General features: G+C 56.0%; 19 protein-coding genes. 10 read left to right on the forward strand and 9 right to left on the reverse strand.

Features of this window, described 5'->3' with window-relative positions:
- Window positions 1-610 precede the first annotated feature (610 nt).
- Both HU739_RS23800 and HU739_RS23805 read left to right on the forward strand, forming a co-directional pair.
- Entirely contained in the window at window positions 611-1,591 is a 981-nt protein-coding gene (locus HU739_RS23800) for an integrase domain-containing protein (RefSeq protein ID WP_186549083.1), read from the forward strand.
- Complete coding sequence (locus tag HU739_RS23805; RefSeq protein ID WP_034128033.1) at window positions 1,588-1,863, forward strand: hypothetical protein; 276 nt, start codon at window positions 1,588-1,590, stop codon at window positions 1,861-1,863. The genes HU739_RS23800 and HU739_RS23805 overlap by 4 nt, the downstream gene beginning before the upstream one ends.
- Window positions 1,864-2,067: 204 nt before the next feature.
- Here the strand turns inward: HU739_RS23805 and HU739_RS23810 are convergent, their stop codons facing one another.
- From HU739_RS23810 to HU739_RS23820, 3 genes are all read right to left on the reverse strand, one after another.
- Entirely contained in the window at window positions 2,068-2,640 is a 573-nt protein-coding gene (locus HU739_RS23810) for a TetR/AcrR family transcriptional regulator (RefSeq protein WP_186549081.1), read from the reverse strand.
- A gap of 64 nt (window positions 2,641-2,704) precedes the next feature.
- The gene (locus HU739_RS23815) at window positions 2,705-3,196 is read right to left on the reverse strand and encodes a DUF302 domain-containing protein (protein ID WP_186549077.1); all 492 of its coding nucleotides are present in this window, start codon (window positions 3,194-3,196) and stop codon (window positions 2,705-2,707) included.
- A gap of 75 nt (window positions 3,197-3,271) precedes the next feature.
- Window positions 3,272-4,723, reverse strand: coding sequence for an amidase family protein (locus HU739_RS23820; RefSeq protein ID WP_186549073.1), 1,452 nt, complete (start codon window positions 4,721-4,723; stop codon window positions 3,272-3,274).
- A 525-nt stretch (window positions 4,724-5,248) separates the two neighbouring features.
- Between HU739_RS23820 and HU739_RS23825 the strand changes: the two genes are divergently transcribed.
- A complete protein-coding gene (locus HU739_RS23825) occupies window positions 5,249-5,458 on the forward strand; it encodes a hypothetical protein (RefSeq protein ID WP_034128036.1) in 210 nt (69 codons plus the stop codon).
- Window positions 5,459-5,798: 340 nt separating this feature from the next.
- Here the strand turns inward: HU739_RS23825 and HU739_RS23830 are convergent, their stop codons facing one another.
- Complete coding sequence (locus HU739_RS23830; RefSeq protein ID WP_186549071.1) at window positions 5,799-6,059, reverse strand: DUF6429 family protein; 261 nt, start codon at window positions 6,057-6,059, stop codon at window positions 5,799-5,801.
- A 231-nt stretch (window positions 6,060-6,290) separates the two neighbouring features.
- Between HU739_RS23830 and HU739_RS23835 the strand changes: the two genes are divergently transcribed.
- A complete protein-coding gene (locus tag HU739_RS23835) occupies window positions 6,291-6,620 on the forward strand; it encodes a hypothetical protein (protein ID WP_186549069.1) in 330 nt (109 codons plus the stop codon).
- A gap of 18 nt (window positions 6,621-6,638) precedes the next feature.
- Here HU739_RS23835 and HU739_RS23840 read toward each other — a convergent pair whose 3' ends face one another.
- Window positions 6,639-7,007, reverse strand: a complete 369-nt coding sequence (locus HU739_RS23840) for a PH domain-containing protein (RefSeq protein WP_090286060.1) — start codon at window positions 7,005-7,007, stop codon at window positions 6,639-6,641.
- A gap of 34 nt (window positions 7,008-7,041) precedes the next feature.
- Entirely contained in the window at window positions 7,042-7,797 is a 756-nt protein-coding gene (locus tag HU739_RS23845) for a hypothetical protein (RefSeq protein WP_186549067.1), read from the reverse strand.
- Between the two features lie 226 nt (window positions 7,798-8,023).
- On the opposite strand from HU739_RS23845, the gene HU739_RS23850 reads away from it, so the two are divergent.
- From HU739_RS23850 to HU739_RS23860, 3 genes are all read left to right on the forward strand, one after another.
- On the forward strand, window positions 8,024-8,743 hold the full coding sequence (locus HU739_RS23850) for a hypothetical protein (RefSeq protein ID WP_186549065.1): 720 nt from the start codon (window positions 8,024-8,026) through the stop codon (window positions 8,741-8,743).
- Between the two features lie 69 nt (window positions 8,744-8,812).
- Entirely contained in the window at window positions 8,813-10,732 is a 1,920-nt protein-coding gene (locus tag HU739_RS23855; protein WP_186549063.1) for an alkaline phosphatase D family protein, read from the forward strand.
- A gap of 166 nt (window positions 10,733-10,898) precedes the next feature.
- Window positions 10,899-11,090, forward strand: a complete 192-nt coding sequence (locus HU739_RS23860) for a type II toxin-antitoxin system Phd/YefM family antitoxin (protein ID WP_186549061.1) — start codon at window positions 10,899-10,901, stop codon at window positions 11,088-11,090.
- Here the strand turns inward: HU739_RS23860 and HU739_RS23865 are convergent, their stop codons facing one another.
- A complete protein-coding gene (locus tag HU739_RS23865; RefSeq protein ID WP_186549059.1) occupies window positions 11,091-12,272 on the reverse strand; it encodes an aspartate aminotransferase family protein in 1,182 nt (393 codons plus the stop codon).
- 102 nt (window positions 12,273-12,374) lie between these two features.
- On the opposite strand from HU739_RS23865, the gene HU739_RS23870 reads away from it, so the two are divergent.
- Both HU739_RS23870 and HU739_RS23875 read left to right on the forward strand, forming a co-directional pair.
- Window positions 12,375-13,301 (forward strand): LysR family transcriptional regulator, encoded by a 927-nt coding sequence (locus HU739_RS23870; protein WP_186549057.1) that lies wholly within the window; start codon window positions 12,375-12,377, stop codon window positions 13,299-13,301.
- Window positions 13,302-13,435: 134 nt separating this feature from the next.
- The gene (locus HU739_RS23875; RefSeq protein ID WP_186549055.1) at window positions 13,436-14,137 is read left to right on the forward strand and encodes a hypothetical protein; all 702 of its coding nucleotides are present in this window, start codon (window positions 13,436-13,438) and stop codon (window positions 14,135-14,137) included.
- Window positions 14,138-14,210: 73 nt separating this feature from the next.
- Here HU739_RS23875 and HU739_RS23880 read toward each other — a convergent pair whose 3' ends face one another.
- Window positions 14,211-14,702 (reverse strand): RidA family protein, encoded by a 492-nt coding sequence (locus tag HU739_RS23880; RefSeq protein WP_186530381.1) that lies wholly within the window; start codon window positions 14,700-14,702, stop codon window positions 14,211-14,213.
- Between the two features lie 340 nt (window positions 14,703-15,042).
- Between HU739_RS23880 and HU739_RS23885 the strand changes: the two genes are divergently transcribed.
- Window positions 15,043-16,227 carry an AAA family ATPase gene (locus HU739_RS23885; RefSeq protein WP_186549053.1) on the forward strand — a complete coding sequence of 395 codons (1,185 nt, stop codon included), beginning with the start codon at window positions 15,043-15,045 and terminating at the stop codon, window positions 16,225-16,227.
- Window positions 16,228-16,371: 144 nt separating this feature from the next.
- Here the strand turns inward: HU739_RS23885 and cyoE are convergent, their stop codons facing one another.
- The gene (gene cyoE / locus HU739_RS23890; protein ID WP_186530385.1) at window positions 16,372-17,259 is read right to left on the reverse strand and encodes a heme o synthase; all 888 of its coding nucleotides are present in this window, start codon (window positions 17,257-17,259) and stop codon (window positions 16,372-16,374) included.
- Window positions 17,260-17,269 lie beyond the last annotated feature (10 nt).

The raw sequence follows: 17,269 nt of genomic DNA on the forward strand, positions 1-17,269 counted from the left end.
CAAAGTGCGATGAGCGTCCGGCAGCTCGCACAGTCACAGCGATGTGATGGATGCCTACTTCTACCAGAGTGGCCACTGCGGCAACTCACACCCATTCGTAGCTGCCCTGCAGCAACCTATCCGCTTGGCCATTTCATTGCGCCAACCTGCGCCCGTCTCTTTCTTCCGGAAAGAGACGGGCGCTCCTACCGCTGCTGCAGCCCATCTCGTACAAGGCTTTGCGGCATTTCCCCTCGTGACAATCGGCGTGACAAACACCGAAATCACCAGCAACGGCGATGCAGATGATGGTGCCGCAGCCTACGGAATGGACTGCACCTGACTGACAGTCAGGCATGCCCCGGTCATCGCTTCACTGCCTTCACCTGACTCAGGATCTCGCGACACTGGCCTCGTCAGCCAGTGCAGCCTCCACCCGCCCACCGGTAACGGTGTTCAGGAGGCCAGATCATGAGATGCCCAAGCTCCCGGTCGTAAAGAGCCGACAGTCCCGCGTTAGTGGACAACCCTCACAGGTCGCAGGGGCCTTGATCCCTGATAACACTCAACATTCTTGGCGGGATGACGTGGGGAAAAGCTTCAACGTTTTGACTTCGAGAGGAGTTTGATCATGGCGCTGGTCGGTAAACGGGATGGGCGCAATTTTGGCTATGGCCGGCAATTGAGCTACGCCGGGCCGCAGGCGTTGAAAGACATGTTCGGCGGTGGGCATTACGGCACGGTCAAGGCGCACAGTGATCGCTGGCAGGCGTTTGTACGCTGGTGTCGGTCGGAGGATGGACCAGGGTTTAACGATGCGCGACAAATTGATCGGCAGACCTTGCTGGACTACGCCGGGTATCTGCGCCAGCAAGTTGAACAAGGTGAGCTCTCTATCGCGACTGCGCAAAACCGATTATCCAGTGTGAATCGGACCATGGCCGCGCTGCGAGGTGATCAGTATGTGAAGGTGTCGAGTCCGAGCAAGGCTTTAGGACTGCAGCGCACAACCGTCCGCACAGCAACCCCGCAAGGCCAGGATCGTGAACAGGTGAAGCGGATCGTCGAGGCGCTCTGCGAACACCAACTGCCGCGCGCCGCCGCCATCGTGCAGCTGGCCCGAGCCACAGGCATGCGCTTACGCGAGGCGATTTTGGCCGACCTTCCGCGCTTGAAGCATGAGGCCGAACAATACGGCAAGATCAACATCCAGGACGGTACCAAAGGTGGCCGTTCAGGCGTGTCAGCACCTCGCTGGATCAGGGAGAATGATCATATTCGTGACGCACTGAGGTTTGCCGAAAAGGTCTCGCCCGACGATAGCCGCAACCTGCTTGCACCGAACGAACGCTACCTCGATTTCTTGCAGGGAATCGTCGGCCCTGCACGGGACATCCTCCATCAGTACAACCTCAAAGGCTTCCACGAATTGCGGGCAGCCTATGCGTGCGAACGTTACGAGCAAATCACCCATCATCCCGCGCCTATCAACGGTGGCCATTGCTATCAGCTCAACCGACACCTCGATCAGGAGGCCCGAGTACAAATCAGCTATGAGCTGGGGCACGGCCGTATCGGCGTGGTATCGGCTTACATTGGTGGTCGAGCATGAACACGGCATTCGATATGGAGCTGTTCCTGGCGGGCGTCTTGACCGGGTCACACACCACACGCCAACGCCACCTGCGTCAGGCGAAGACTATCCAAACAGCGATCGCTGAGCGCTGGCAATGCGACAACCCATGGACCTGGCAGAGAAAACACCTTGCATGGTTTTTGAATCACCATCTAAACAAGCGCACTGAATCGACGCGCTATTACTATTTGCTGACCATGCAATTACTCACTCATCGTCTAGGAAAATCCTGGCAGTTCACCCCCTAAGCGAAGGTCAGAAAACGGCCAAGAACGGACATTTGCTCTTTCATATTAGAACGAATACGAAATCATACCCTGGCAGTCAGCGCTAAGGTTTCGAGGCTTAGGTCGAAAACCGCTATGCAAGCCCGTGCATGTCGCCTGCCAATCGTGACAGCACATTTCAACCAAACAGGACTGGGCAACAGGTGAAATGGTCACGCGTGCTTATCAAGCTTCGACTAATATCAGTGCTGCTTGCACCCCACCCTCTAAAATTTCTTCAGCTAGCAGTGGATCAGCTACTGCCCTGGCAATTTGAAGCGTGCCGGCCATAAGGCTGAAAACCGCCGTCGCCCGTTTTTGATTGTGTTCAGACTTTGGATTTGGGAATAACGCTGCGAGGCTTCGAACATACGCGACCAGGCCCTCTTCATAGGCTTCCTTTGTCAGATCTGGCTGGCGACCTATTTCAGGCAGTAAAGCTGCAGAAGGACATCCTTCCTCGTATCCCTTCAGGTGTGATGTGTTCAGGTATCGCCGAATGGCATCTTCAATACCAATCGACCCGGCAGCGGCATTAACCATATTTCCAAGCTGCTCAGCCAATGCGTTAGCGAGTGCTTCCCGGACCAAGGCATCCTTCGAATCAAAATGCGGATAAAAGGCACCTTTCGTCAACCCCGATTCAGCCATGATGCCGGCCAAACCAGATGCAGAAATCCCATCTTTGCGAAAGCGTCTAGACGCAATGTCAATGATGCGTTTCCGCGTGTTTTCTTTATGGCCTTTATCAAAGCGCATTTTAATTTACCTATCATCGGATACCTGGAACCGGGCAGCACACCCATTTCCGCGTTCCTTCTGTTTACGATACTGCGGCTACCAGTGCCGCTTGCAAGTCCTCATCAAGTTTACGCGCAACCGCGTCGACCTTGTTATTACCGAATTGGCCAAAAACGGAGAGCGGACGGTCGTACTCGAAGGCGACCACTCCATTTGCGTCTTCGCGTAAAAGCACGCGAATGGGGGCGTACAACGAGGCGGAGATATGATGCCGCGACATTTTGGATGCCGTGAGTGGATTTCCAATGTCGTATTGAATCGCGTGACGTTGGAGCCCGGCGATTCCCAGCAACGCGCCGTGATCTCTAACTCCAAAGATGGACAACGCTGGTAGAGCTTCAAGCTCTTTCAATGCGCGGATGGTTTCTCCATACCGTAGCAGCGTGAAAATGCCGTCGTCGATCCGAGGGATTAACCGTTCAAGTTTGGCCTTGACGACGGCGAATGAGTTGCTCGATTGAATCGTGACATGCTCGACAGCAATCGTTTTCATGAAGGAAGTTTGATTTTCCATTTTTACTGATCCTATAGAGTGATAGAGCTACATAGGCTCGTTACGCCTGATCACTTGAATGCGATCGCTCAAAAATCAGATCGGCGAGGTCAGCACGCCAACGGCCGCTTCGACTCGACGCGCAACGTGGAGCAGGGATCGATCTCGACCATAAGGGCCATCAATTTCAAGACCAATAGGCAGGCCGTCTTTGGACACGCCGATTGGAAGGCTGATGCCTGGGATACCTGCAGCGCTCGCGGGAATGGTGTGGTTAGCCAGCACTAGATAACTGACTTCCTGACCAGAGATGAAGAACTGTTCTTGATGTTCGATCAATGGTGCTGTGCACGGGGTTGTTGGAAAGATCAGGCCCTCAGCCCCGCTGCTCAGAAATGCTTGGTCGAAACGGCGCTTGATTTCCAAGCGCTCAACCAAGGCGGCGTCATAAGTCTCCGCAGGGAGAAATCCTGGTCCATTCTTAAGAACAAGTTGCCCCCATACTTCTTTCAGACCAGGTTTCAGTCCCGAGTAAATTTCCTCGAAGGTGGCCGGGATGTTGTTTTGACGCAGGAAGCCTGTGACCGCCTCTTGGGTCTCGCGGAAGAAAATATTCCAAGTCGCCGTCAGTGCGAGTGAGGAAAAGTCATTTCCTAGATCGACTTCAACAACTTCAGCGCCGGCATCGCGCAGCCGACGAACAGTTTCTTTGAATTGCGCCTCAACATCTGGAGCTATGAGCTCAAAATATTGTCGAGGCGCATATGCGAACCTCGCCCCAACCAGATTAGTCTGATCAAAATTACTCGGAGCCTCATTCTTGACTATAACCTCGTCGATCAGAATGCAGTCTTCTACATTACGGGCAAATACGCCTGTAGTGTCGAGGGTATGGGAGATAGGCGCGACGCCATCACGGGGCCAACGCCCTGTAGTCGGCTTGAAGCCGACTACCCCGCAAAGAGATGCGGGTACTCGAATGGAACCAATCGTATCGCCGCCGAAGGCCGCTGGCACGAGACGCGCAGAAACGGACGCGCCTGCTCCGCTGGAAGAGCCACCCGACACATGAGTCTTGCTATGAGGGTTCTTCACTTGACCGTAAGGGCCGTTGTTACCGGTCAAGCCGAAGGACATTTCGACGAGGTTGTTCTTGCCAAAAACAATACCGCCGGCGTCTTTCATTGTTTTGACAATGTCGGCGTCTTGCTCTGGCACAAACTTTTCGAGGGTAGATACACCTAGAGTCGTTCGCAGGCCTTGGGTGAGATAGCTGTCTTTAATCGCAATTGGAACGCCGAGCAGAGGAGCCGACGTACCTCGTGCACGCTCCTTATCCGCAGCCCTTGCGGACTCGAGCACAGCTTCCTTATCTATCGTAATAAAGGACTGTAAGTCGGAATGGTCTTGGGCTCTCTGAAGTAGAGCGCTTGCATACTTTTCAGATGAAATTTCACCTTTGCGAATGGCCTGAGCTGCCGCTGCGACGCCGAGTACAGCGAAGCCCTCAGCCTCATCACTTTTTTGAATTTCGGATATTTCCTGCATGACGAATCCTCACGTGACTGAATCAATCGGAACCGTCCCTGTTTTCAAGCGACGGAGACCTCTTTGAATTACGACTGTAATTCTACATTACGATCGTAATCCAAAGAGAGATGCCTGACAAGGCTCGAATGCCTAGGGTTCAATTCACCGCGAAAAGGAGGTTTAGCCTTTGGTGCAAAAGGTGAGGTGCAGACCAAGCTGTTGATCTATCGATTGCGTCTGAGGTTGAAAAGACAAACGTTGAGCGCGTCAGCGCCATTTTCAACGGCTTCTGCGATTATTGGTCGGGCTCGTATCGGCCCTTTGACCGTCTGCTATGGTCGAATTCTGCCCAATGTTACAGGCAGCAATCGGTCGCTTTTTAACTGTCACGACTGACCGCTTTGGGTCGACTGCGGCCCTTCGTGACTGGCAGCAATCGACTGTGGATGCACCCTCCTCCCGGCGTCCTTCCGACCATGCGCAACTCCCTACCGAGGTCAGTAATCCCCCTGCTACGCTGAAAATTTCACGGAGGATTGCACAATGCCAAACTCAGACTTACTCCCTTCCCTGCTATTTAAGATCAACGAAAACCAGCTCGCCCTGGAGGCCGCCATCATGGAGCTTTCGAACTGGGTAGAGATGCGCGGATCGGCGGACGTCGCCGACAATGTTCGGGGCGCCCTGAACACGATCGATCGAAACGAGGAGTTCATCAAGATAACGCTTGCTGTGCTCATGACGCCCGACTAATCGCGAAAGTTCGCCATGTGTCGGTTCGGCATTTTTTGGTAGACCAGGGAGTCTATCCGTAACCAGTTTTTTGTAGATATTCTTCACAGCTCGTCGGAAATTGGATGGAGAAATCCTATCAAGCTTCCATCCATACCAGTCCTTAATGGAGGCAGGTAGGATGTACACTTCACGGTACAACGTGGAAGTGTACACATGCAAAAAACTATGTTAATTATACATTTATGCTATTATTCGAGTCTCCCTCGGGCACCACCAACACAGAGAAAAAGGTCTTGCGAAAGCAGGGCCTTTTTTTCGTCTGGAAGAAAGTGGTATTTTGCCGTGCGGGCTTTCCAGGTCAGCTCTCAGAGTCTGATGCCTTTCCCGCCTCAGCCTTAGCTCCAAACATCCGCTCAGCTATCTCCCGCCCCCGCTCCAGCCCTTCTTCCGTCAGCCAGATCGACTTGTTCCTGTTAACCGGATCACTGATCAAATCCTGCTCGTGCAAACGGTTCATGATTTCGAAGTCGTACCCTTTCCAGGCATTGCCGTCGTTGAAGCTGTAAGCCGCCAAGAGGGCAAGGACGGCGTCGTCAATCAGTTTTGTGTCGTATTCCATGATGGTCTCCGCTGATGTTCAGGCCTTTGTCATCAAAGCGCCGTATCAAAGTGGATGTCAATGCTGCGCCAGCGGCTGTGAGTGTAGATCCCGCAACCACGCAAGCTGACCGATTGCTCGTTGCCCTGAATGCATTCACCGCCCGTATAATCGCGCTCGCGCGGCAGACCTCCACTGGTCTTTCGTACGTGCATTGGTTCCAAGTCCTCCACTTCACACGACAAGACACCCATGGAAACCTCACTGGAAACCGTCGCCCTCTTCTCCCTCAAACTCGCCTACGAAGAAGAGGGCCTGAGCCCGATCCTGCGCGATGACATGGTCATGGGCGACTACCAGAAGGATGTGTTCGAGTTGCTGGTCAAACGCGGCGATGTCCAGACCATTCAGTTCAAGCTGAACGAATGCCTGAACCTGGCGATGGATGCGCTGGGCGGAGTCGAGAAGCCGTTGGGGCGGGAGTTGCACAAGTTGTCGGCGGAGTTTGGTCAGGCGCGCTCGCTGGAGCAACTGGGTCAGCCGCTCCTCGCGCTGAAGGGGTATTTGCGCGACATTCTTTGAGTGCCGCGCGGTGGGTTCTTAGAGTAGATAGCTGGAAATGTACTTCGAGATTTCCACCATCGAGGTCTTGCCGGTGAATTCGAATTTCACTTTCCCCAGCGACGAAAAGTAGATTTCCAGTTCCGAATCCAGATCGAACGTGCCTGAGGTTTCTACCGAGTAGGCGACGATGTTCTTGTAGGGCAGCGAGGTGAAATCCTTCTTGCTGCCGGTGATGCCCTGGACGTTGACGGCGATAATGCGTTTGTTGGTGAACACCACGCCGTCGCGCATGGCTTTGTAGGCGTCGATGACTTGTTCGCCTTCCAGCAAGAGCGCGGTAACGCGCTCGGCGTATTCATCGTTCTGCTTGAGTTTGAAGAAGCCTTTGTTGTTGAAGTCAATCATCTGTCCGTCCTCTGGCTGAAGAAAAACCTGCGGATTACTTGCGCATTTTGACGACGCGGATGTCGAGCGGAAACCCGCCCGGCCCGGTCAGTTTTTTCCATCCCATGTACTGGAAAATAGCGTCGCGATCGATGGTCTCGCCTTGCTCCACCGCGTCTGCGCCCAGCACCGCGACCTCTTTATAGACTGCGCAGCTGCCCTCATCGGGATGGGCGGTGTAGATCACGTAGGGTTTGACGTATCGCACGGCGCGAAAATGTCGGCCGCACCCCCAATCGACCGTGATCATCAGTGTCTTCAGATACGCTTCGCCATCCGTTTCCGAATCCTCGGCGAGCTCTTTGAGCTTGCCCAGTCCGCCGACGTCGCTAAAGCCGAGAGCGCGAGCGCGCTGGTATTCCGGTGACTTTACGTGCTCGGCCTGAGCCTCGAAGTATCGCTGTTGAATCTCTTTGTCCTGGACGTCATGTTCCCTGTTCCAGATTTCGGTCGCTTGGGCAATGACGTTTTCACAACGGGCATAATCGGGAGAGTCGAGGCTTGCCTGAGCGAGTTGATCGCGATGGACGAAAACAGTGCGGTTCAAGCTATCGATTCGGATCATCGCGTCCCTGGCAGTCATGGCCCCGTTTTGAACCTTGCTCAACGCGTCCTGATAATTGTGACAATCGGAGAGGTAGCCCTTCCAAGCGACTTCGGGAGTTTCTTCCCAGTAGGCAAAAGCCGGGGTGGTAAGGGCAGAGAAGATGATCGCGCAAATCAGACGCGAGACTGACGAGAACGTGTGCATGTGTAGTCCATTACGCAGATGAAGAAAGTGGCGCGACGCTACTATTTTGCTATCGTGCCGTCCACTCATTGCCGCCGGGATGGTCACGTTGATGTTTCTGGCAGCGAATTATTTTCCGCAACCGTAACCGGACGACGCGTCCGTTTTGCTATCTTGCCGCGCATCGTCGGCGCTCATGTTCGTCTCGCATCGCGCCTGGATTGTTGAAAGGTAAGGAAAGGATCAAATGGAGTTTCTGCGTTTTCTGGCGTTCGTCGCTGTCTGGGGTTTCATGTGGCGCTGGGTGGTGAAGAACCGCGGTAGCTGGAATATTTTCTACGGCAATATCGTTGGCGCGGCAGGTGGTTTCATTGTGGGTCTGGTGGTGCTGTCGATCACGCTGTCGCTGTTTCCCTCCGCGTATAAAGACGAGCATCCCGAGAGCATCGTGGCACAGAACGTCGAGCCGACTTCTCTGCTGCCTGAAAGCGAATCGAGCGCCGCTCAACTTGCTGCCGTGCCGACTTTTTCGCCTATCGAGCCTGATAATCAACCGTCGCCTCCCGAGTCAGCCCTGTTACCGAATTACGCCAGCCGAGCGCCGAAGTCGATCGCGGAGCAAACCGTGCTGGAGCAAAGTGATGCCGAGGGTCGCAAAGCGCTTACCGCTCTGAGTAAAAAGCTCGGCCACGATGCGGACAGCGACAAGTCGATGCTCGCCTATGTCATGTGCAGCCCGTTGGTGACCAGCGCTTTGCGCTTCCCGGCCTCGGCGCGTTTCGCTGACAGCCAGTTGCTGACTACCAGGCGCTTCAAGGATCAGGTCTACAGCTTCAGCAACAGCGTGACCGCGCGCAACATGAATGGCGACGATGTCACCTACCGTTTCGACTGCTCGGTGCAGGAGCAAGCGTCGTCAGGCGAGTGGCGATTGTTGGCGTTGAATCTGCAGAAAACCTCGACTTAAGCCTCGCTTAAGCGTTCCGGGCGCCGGCTGCGTTATCATCGCCGGCTGTGCACCCAGAGCTTGAAGCGGATGTCCCGAACACTTGATGACTTGACCCCATTGCCCGCCGTTGTCGCCGGCCCGCTGCTGCGGCGACTGGAGCCGACGCGCGTGGTGCTGTGGCTGGTGGGCACGCGTGAATTGTCGCTGACCTTGCGCCTGCAAGGTGTAGGAGACATTCCCCTCAATGCGGGGAAATGCACGGTCATTCCCGTAGGTCGTCGCGCGTTCGTGCATTTGATCGACGTTCAACTGGAAAGCGCCCTGCCCTGCGACACTCTTATCGACTACGACCTGCTGATCGACGGCAGCAACGGCATCGCGGAATGGGCGCCGCATCTGCTTTACGCCGGCGCCACCTCAGCCAACCTTGTGGTGCGTTCACGGATCGATCAACTGCTGCACGGCTCCTGCCGCAAGCCGCATCACCCGGCCACCGATGGTTTGCTCTGCGTCGATCAATTGCTGGCCGCCGAAACCGACGCGCAACAACGTCCGGCGCTGCTGATGATGAGTGGCGATCAGGTCTACGCCGACGATGTCGCCGGGCCGATGTTGCGGGCGATTCATGCCTTGATCGAGCGCCTGGGTCTGTTCGATGAGCACCTTGACGGTGCCGTGGTCAGCGACAGCGCCAAGCTCTACGAGCACCCGGCCAGTTACTACCACCGTGCGGATTTGTTACCGGCGCTGGAAAGCAACGAGACTTTGCGCGAGCGATTTTTCGGCGGCGCGCGTAAGCCGATTTTCACCAGCAGCAGCGCTGACAACCACTTGGTGACGTTCGCCGAAGTCATGGCGATGTACATGCTGGTCTGGTCGCCGACACCCTGGACGCTAATCAACCCGATCGCGCCAACGCTGACACCCGAACGCCTCAAGCGTTACACCCTCGAACAGACGCGCATCGATGTTTTCAAGGCTGGCCTTGGCAACGTCGCCCGGGCACTGGCGCATCTGCCGAGTCTGATGATTTTCGATGATCACGACATCACCGATGACTGGAATCTATCCGCGCAGTGGGAGGAAACCGCCTACGGCCATCCGTTCTCCAAGCGCATCATCGGCAATGCGCTGATTGCTTATTTGTTGTGTCAGGGCTGGGGCAATAACCCGGATGCTTTCAAGAATGTATTGGCGCAAACCGTGCAGCTGAGCGCCAGCGGCGATGACGGCTATCTGGACATGCCGGTGCAGGATGATCTGATTGATCAGTTGCTGCGTTTTCAGCAGTGGCATTTCGTGCTGCCGAGCAGTCCGGCATTGGTGGTGATTGACACGCGCACCCGGCGCTGGCGCAGCGAAATGGCCCTCAAGCAACCGTCGGGCCTGCTCGACTGGGAAGCCTTGAGCGAATTGCAGCAGGAACTGCTCGATCACCCATCAGCAATTATCGTTTCGCCGGCGCCGATCTTTGGTGTGAAGCTGATTGAAACCGTGCAAAAGGTTTTCAGCTGGTGCGGTTATCCACTGCTGGTCGATGCGGAAAACTGGATGGCCCATCGCGGCGCGGCACAGGTGATCCTGAATATTTTCCGACACTCGCGTACACCGGGGAACTACGTGGTGCTGTCAGGCGATGTGCATTATTCCTTTGTCTACGAAGTCCTGATCCGACACCGCAAGGCCGGCCCGCGAATCTGGCAGATCACCAGCAGCGGTATCAAGAACGAGTTTCCACCGACGCTGCTGGAATGGTTCGACCGCCTCAACCGCTGGCTCTACTCACCGCGTTCACCGTTGAACTGGTTCACCAAACGCCGACTGATGCGCATTGTCCCGTACACCCCGGAACACGCTGAGGCCGGGGAACGGCTGTGGAATTCGGCGGGGATTGGACAGGTGTTTTTCAATGAACAGGGGCAGCCGAGCGAGATTGTTCAGCACAATTCGAATGGGGCGATAAAGACGAGGATGTTGGCGCCGGAGTTGGGGGATGAGCGGGATTGATGCCACGTTCCGGGCATAGGTGGGGTGCCTGACAACGGGCATTCCACCTGCTGACAATTACAGCTGATAAGGATTACAAGTCTCTCGGAAACGTCTCCGAAGTGCTTGAGTGATACTGGGCGCAATCACAGTCGACCTCACTGTGTACCAACCGCAGACCTACATCATGCAAACCACCACCTTCAGCAAAGCCAAAGCCCGCCTGACAATATCGATGGACCAAGTAACCAATGATCGCGAACCGGTGCTGATTACCAGGCGCAGCGCCGAACCGGTTGTGATGATAGGTCTGGCTGATTATGAGTCACTTTTGCGATCGGCCAACTCGCTGCACTTACCAGACACTCCGCAGCAGTGATTACACAGATGGAGCTGAAGACAACGCACGCCCAACCCCTCTGACAATCATCCCCACCTCCCGCTCATCAATCGTCAACGGTGGCAGCAACCGTATCGTCTTGCCCCGAGTCACGTTGATCAACAAGCCATGATCCCGCGCCGCAATCAGCGTCAGGTCGCGTACCGGTTGTTTCAGCTCGACGCCGATCATCAATCCCTGCCCACGAGTCGCCAGCACATTCGGATTGTCCGCCAGTTCCGCGCGCAGGCGTTCCAACAGCCGCTCGCCCTGCACCCGCGCATTCTCCAGCAGACCTTGTTCTTCAATGATATCCAGCACCGTGCAGCCGACCCGGCAAGCCAGTGGATTACCGCCGAAAGTGCTGCCGTGGCTGCCTGGGGTGAACAGATCCGCCGCGTGGCCGCGTGCCAGACAGGCGCCGATCGGCACGCCGTTGCCCAAGCCTTTGGCCAGGGTCATGACATCGGGAACGATGCCTTCGTGTTGAAAGGCAAACCACCGCCCGGTGCGGCCAATACCGGTCTGAATTTCATCGAGCATCAGCAGCCACCCGTGGCGATTGCACAGTTCACGCAAGGCTTTGAGGTAGCCGGGCGGTGCGATTTGTACGCCGCTTTCGCCCTGGATCGGTTCGACCAGAATCGCCACGATGCGCGCCCCGTGTTTGCGCTGTACTTGCTCCAGCGCAGCGAGATCGCCGAACGGCACTTTGACGAAATCCCCCGGCAGTTCGTTGAAACCCAGGCGCACCGCCGGGCCATCGCTGGCGGATAAAGTGCCGAGGGTGCGGCCATGAAAAGCGTTGGCCATGACCACCACCAGCGGCTGCTCGATGCCTTTGCGCCAGCCGTACAGTCGCGCCAGTTTCAGTGCTGTCTCGTTGGCTTCGGCGCCGGAGTTGTTGAAGAATGCCCGCTGCATGCCCGACAACGCCGTCAGCCGTTTGGCCAGTTGTTGCTGCCAGTCGATGCTGTACAAATTGGAGGTGTGCAGCAGCAATCCCGCCTGCTCGCTGATCGCCGAAACAATGCGCGGATGCGAGTGGCCGACGTTGGTCACGGCAACACCGGCCACCGCATCCAGATATTCACGCCCCGCCTGATCCCACAGGCGCGTGCCCAGGCCTTTGGTGAAACTCAGGGCCAGGGGTTGGTAGGTGTTCATCAGGGCGACGGTCATGACGCGAAACTCCAGTGCAGGTCGGTGTGTTTGCAGTATGGTTAGCCACCTGAGCTGGATAAACTCACGAAAACTTCAATCATTTAAAAGCTGAGCTTGATAATGGACCTGTTCCAGTCGATGGGCGTCTACGTCAAAGTGGTCGAAACCGGGAGCATGACGGCAGCCGCCTCGGAGTGCGAAATGTCGACAACGATGGTCGGCAATCACCTGCGCGCGCTGGAGCAACGGCTCGGCGTACAACTGTTGCAACGCACCACGCGCCGCCAGCGCCTGACCGAATTCGGCAGTGTCTATTATCAGCGTTGCCTGGAAGTGCTTGGCTTGGTGGCCGACTCCGAGCGCCTTGCCGAACAAGCGCTGGACGAGCCGCGCGGCTTGCTGCGTATTGCCGCGCCGCTGACCTTTGGCGTCGAACGACTGACCCCAGCACTCAGCGAATATGCCTTGCTGTATCCGCAAGTAAAACTGGACGTGGTGTTGACCAACCGCCGCCCGGATCTGCTGGAGAACGGCCTCGATGTCGCGTTCCGGTTGGGCAATTTCGACCAATCCAACCTGATCGCCCGGCCCTTGATCGACTACACCCTGACGGTCTGCGCCTCCCCGCAGTACATCGCGCGACGCGGCATGCCGCACACGCCACAGGACCTGCAGCAACACGATTGCCTGTCCTTCGCCTACCCTGCCGGCGACGATTGGCAATCGGTGGAAAAACGCTGGCGCCTCAGCGGCCCGGAAGGCGAAGTGCTCGTCGACGTGAGCGGGCCGATGCTGATCAACAGCTCTGCCGGCTTGCACCAGGCAGCACGCAATGGCATGGGGATCATGATGTTGCCCGATGCGCTGGTGGAACAGGATCTGCGCGACGGCAAACTGGTCAAGGTCATGGCCGATTACCAACCACCGAGCCGGCCGATGCACCTGCTGTATGCGCAGGATCGCTATCGACTGCCGAAGCTGAGACGGTTTGTCGAGTTTGCGATGCGCACATGGGGCAAGCCGCAAGATGCCATGAACGGGAAATGACCGGGCCATTGAAAAAACCCGACCACCAGACCGTTGCTCCGTGACAACGCCGCCCCGCTCCCCTAAATTAGTCGGCCTGAAAAAGACCTCGTGCTTTCTCGTCTCAACCCAAGTTAAAAAGTAGTGAAATTTCAATGTCCGATTTCAACACCGCTGAATCCGTAGTCACCCAGTCGTCCAAAGCGGAATACGAAAACTCCATCAATCTTTCACAACACCTGCCACAAGCCAAAATCATCAGCGAGATGGTCCTGGACGCGTTCCAGTCGACCCGCGAAAGCGACCAGATCCGCGAGTTGCGTGCGGCGATCCGCCAGGCGCATGACAGCTTTGATGACGATAAGGCGTACGAGCTGATGGGCGAACTCAAGCGTCTGAAGGATGCAGAGGCAGCGGACATCGCCGCGCTGGAGGATCTGAGCAGCAAGTTCTCGATCGGCCGCATTCTGTCCAGCTTCAAGGACGATCCGGCGTTTCAGGAAATCGTTTATGGTCTGGCGCTGAAAGTGCTGAACCAGACCCATCAGGCGATCAGCAATCCGAGCGGCGGCAAGAGCAAGGCTGCGAAGAAGAAAGAAGTGGAAACTTTCACTATCAGCAAGGACGGCGCCAGCGTAACCCTGCCAATGCGCACCCCGCGTTCGCGTCTGAACGTCGACCGTGAGGCGCTGGAATTTCTGGGCTTCACCTTCGTGGGCGAAGGCGATGAAGCCGAGCTGGAAAGCGAAACCTTCGTCGATAACGCCGGCACGGAACAGGCGGTGAACCGCAAGAACATCATCACCGCGCTGCAACAGCAGACCGCGTTTGACGGGTACAGCATCGCGGCGCAGTAATTTGACGAGCGCTTCACGAAAAAGCCCCGCGCTGAGTGATCAGGCGGGGCTTTTTGTTTGAGCCGCTACGACCTCAAGCCGATGGATGCAACGCCGCAATCATGTCCACTTCAATCGCCGCATTCTTCGGCAACTGATACACACCAATGGTCGTGCGCGTATGCCGCCCGGCGTCCCCCAGTACATGGCTGAACACATCCGAAGCGCCATTGGCCACTTCGCTCAGGTCAACGAAATCTGCGGTCGATTTCACATACACCGTGACCCGCAACAATGCACGGATCTTGTCCAGCGAGCCCACCGCATCGACAATTAGCGCCAGACAACGCATTGCACTGATGCTCGCGGCAGCTTGCGCGTCCTTGAGACTCAACTCCAGCCCTACCCGACCTGGGTACAGAATCTTGCCATTGACCCGCGGCACCATGCCGCTGATGTACAGCTCATCGTGATGACGAATCAGCGGCGCGTAATTGCCACCGGCGGTGTTCTCGCCATAGATGTCGTAGTTCAGTTCTTCGGCCAGGGCGATAAAGCGCTCATCGCAGGTCATCCGTTCGGTCATTGCGCCCAGCCTTTTGAGTTAAGCCAATTGTTTAGCCAGTTGTAGCCCGCATCAGGATCGCGGACGTGCAGATGACATACCTGGATCCAAATTTAGGTCTTTTACCTGCACTGAGCAACCAGCCTATACAGAGGCCGGTTTTAAAGCACTTCGGCTCTCCCGCCACACTAAAGCCAGTCGAGCGGGCACATCGCTACGATTGTCTCCATCCGACAGCAAACCTAGTGTCATAGGGAAACGAACCAAGCAATCAGCCTTGGTGCTAAGTACTTTAGCTACTTATTTGCAGTTATAGCGATTTATCACTATAAGTATGAATATTTCCATATGAGATCAAGCTGTGGACAAGAATACCAACCCATTCAACCCCGGAGCAGGTGTTTCCCCACCGGAGTTAGCGGGGCGATCGGAAGTACTGGAAACGGCAGATACTGCATTGGCGCGCACGAAGCGCGGCAAGCACGCCAAATCCTTGATGATATTAGGCTTACGCGGTGTCGGAAAAACGGTACTCCTGAATCAGATCAAAGACCGGGCTTTAGCATTGGGTTATCTCGCCGAAATGCAGGAGGCTCACGATGGAGCTGAGTTGAAACAGCTTCTGATTCCGGTATTACGCCGCGTGCTATTGCGTTTGGACCGAGTGCAGAGCACGGTCGAGGCGGTCAAAAGAGGGATACGCATACTTCGTAGCTTTATCGGCAATATCACTATTGCAGCGGGTGGGGCCGAAGTTACGCTTGGCGGAGACTCCGAAGCTGGCTATGCCGACAGTGGCAATCTGGAAGATGATCTGCGTGACGTCCTGATAGCAACAGCGGAGGCGGCAAGGGACGCAGGGACACCCGTCGCCATTTTGATTGATGAATTACAGTATCTTTCCAAAGACGAGCTGGGCGCGCTTATCCGCGGCATCCACGCAGTTAATCAGGCTGCTCTGCCTCTGATCCTTTTTGGTGCGGGTCTCCCGCAGCTTGCGGGGCAAGCGGGCGATGCCAAAAGTTATGCTGAGCGACTATTCGAGTTTCCTCGTCTGGGCGCTCTATTAGAGATAGATGCCTGGAAAGCCTTACGTGATCCTGTTGAAGAAGAAGGCGCGAGCATCTCTGACGGCGCATTGCGCGAGATTTTTGAGAAAACCCACGGCTATCCCTATTTTTTGCAGGAGTGGGGCTATACCGCTTGGAACATTGCCAAAGAACAGTCCATAACCGAGGCAGATGCGCAGGCAGCGACAGAGGAAAGCATCCGTAAACTTGACGAGTCTTTTTTCAGGGTCCGCTTTGATCGCACCACGCCGGCTGAAAGGGAATACATGCGTTGTCTTGCCGAGTTGGGAGAAGGACCACAACGCTCTGCCGATGTAGCTAAAGCGCTGGGGCGAAACGCTACGAGCCTGGGCCCGGTACGCGATAGCCTGATCAAAAAGGGCATGATCTACAGTCCGGAATATGCGCTCATAGCATTCACCGTTCCGCTGTTTGATGAGTTCATGAGACGGGTGACTGTCTCACCACCTGCATAAATGTGGGATTAGCTTACACACCCATCAAGCCACCGCGACAAGCTGCTGGACCAAGAAGCAAGCAAATCGGCACGTCCTAAAGCCAGCCAACAAAAAACCCCGCACATCTCTCAATGTGCGGGGTTTTTCATGAAGCCTGCAACCTTACGGCGCGTACGTCAGCAGCAGCTCGCCCGGCACCTTGAAGTCCAGGGACATCATGACGCTCAACGCAGTGATGGTGAAGATCGAGAACACGAACAGCTTGCGTGCCCAGACTGTGTCATCCACTGCCTTGTAGCCGGTCCAGGCCATGTACAACCAGTACATGCCCATGGCCGCGGCGACGGCGAGGTAGCTCATGCCGGCGTAGCCGCTGAAGGTCAGCATCAAGGTCGCCACGAGGAACGCCAGGATGTAGAGCAGGATGTGCTTCTTGGCCACTTGAATCCCGCGCTTCACTGGCAACACCGGAATCGATGCGGCCAGGTAATCGTTGAAGCGGAAGATCGCGATGGCGTAGGAATGCGGCATCTGCCACAGGCTGAACATCACCAGCAGGGTCAGTGCGGCCATGTCGAAGCTGTTGGTCACGGCAACGTAACCGATCACTGGCGGCATGGCGCCCGACAGACTGCCCACCAGCGTGCCGTGAACCGACTTGCGCTTGAGGTACAGGCTGTAGAAGCCGACGTAGATCACGAAGCCGATGATTGCGAACAGCGCGGCCAACGGGTTGGCCACCTTGTACAACAACGCAACGCCGAGAACACCCAGAATGGTCGCGTAAACCAGTGCCAGTTTCAGGGAGATCAGGCCCTGGACCAGCACACGGTTCTTGGTGCGTTCCATCTTCAGGTCGATGTCGCGGTCGATGCAGTTGTTGAACACGCAACCGGAGGCCACGACCAGGGAAGTACCGATCATGGCGGCCAGAAACACCGCCAGATCGACATGCCCTTTCGAGGCCAGGAAGAACCCGCCTGCCACAGAAAGCACGTTACCGAAAATGATCCCCGGTTTGGTGATTTGGATAAAGTGCTTGAGCGACATCGGGTCTACC

It is taken from the genome of Pseudomonas hamedanensis (assembly GCF_014268595.2).
Lineage (GTDB): Bacteria > Pseudomonadota > Gammaproteobacteria > Pseudomonadales > Pseudomonadaceae > Aquipseudomonas > Aquipseudomonas hamedanensis.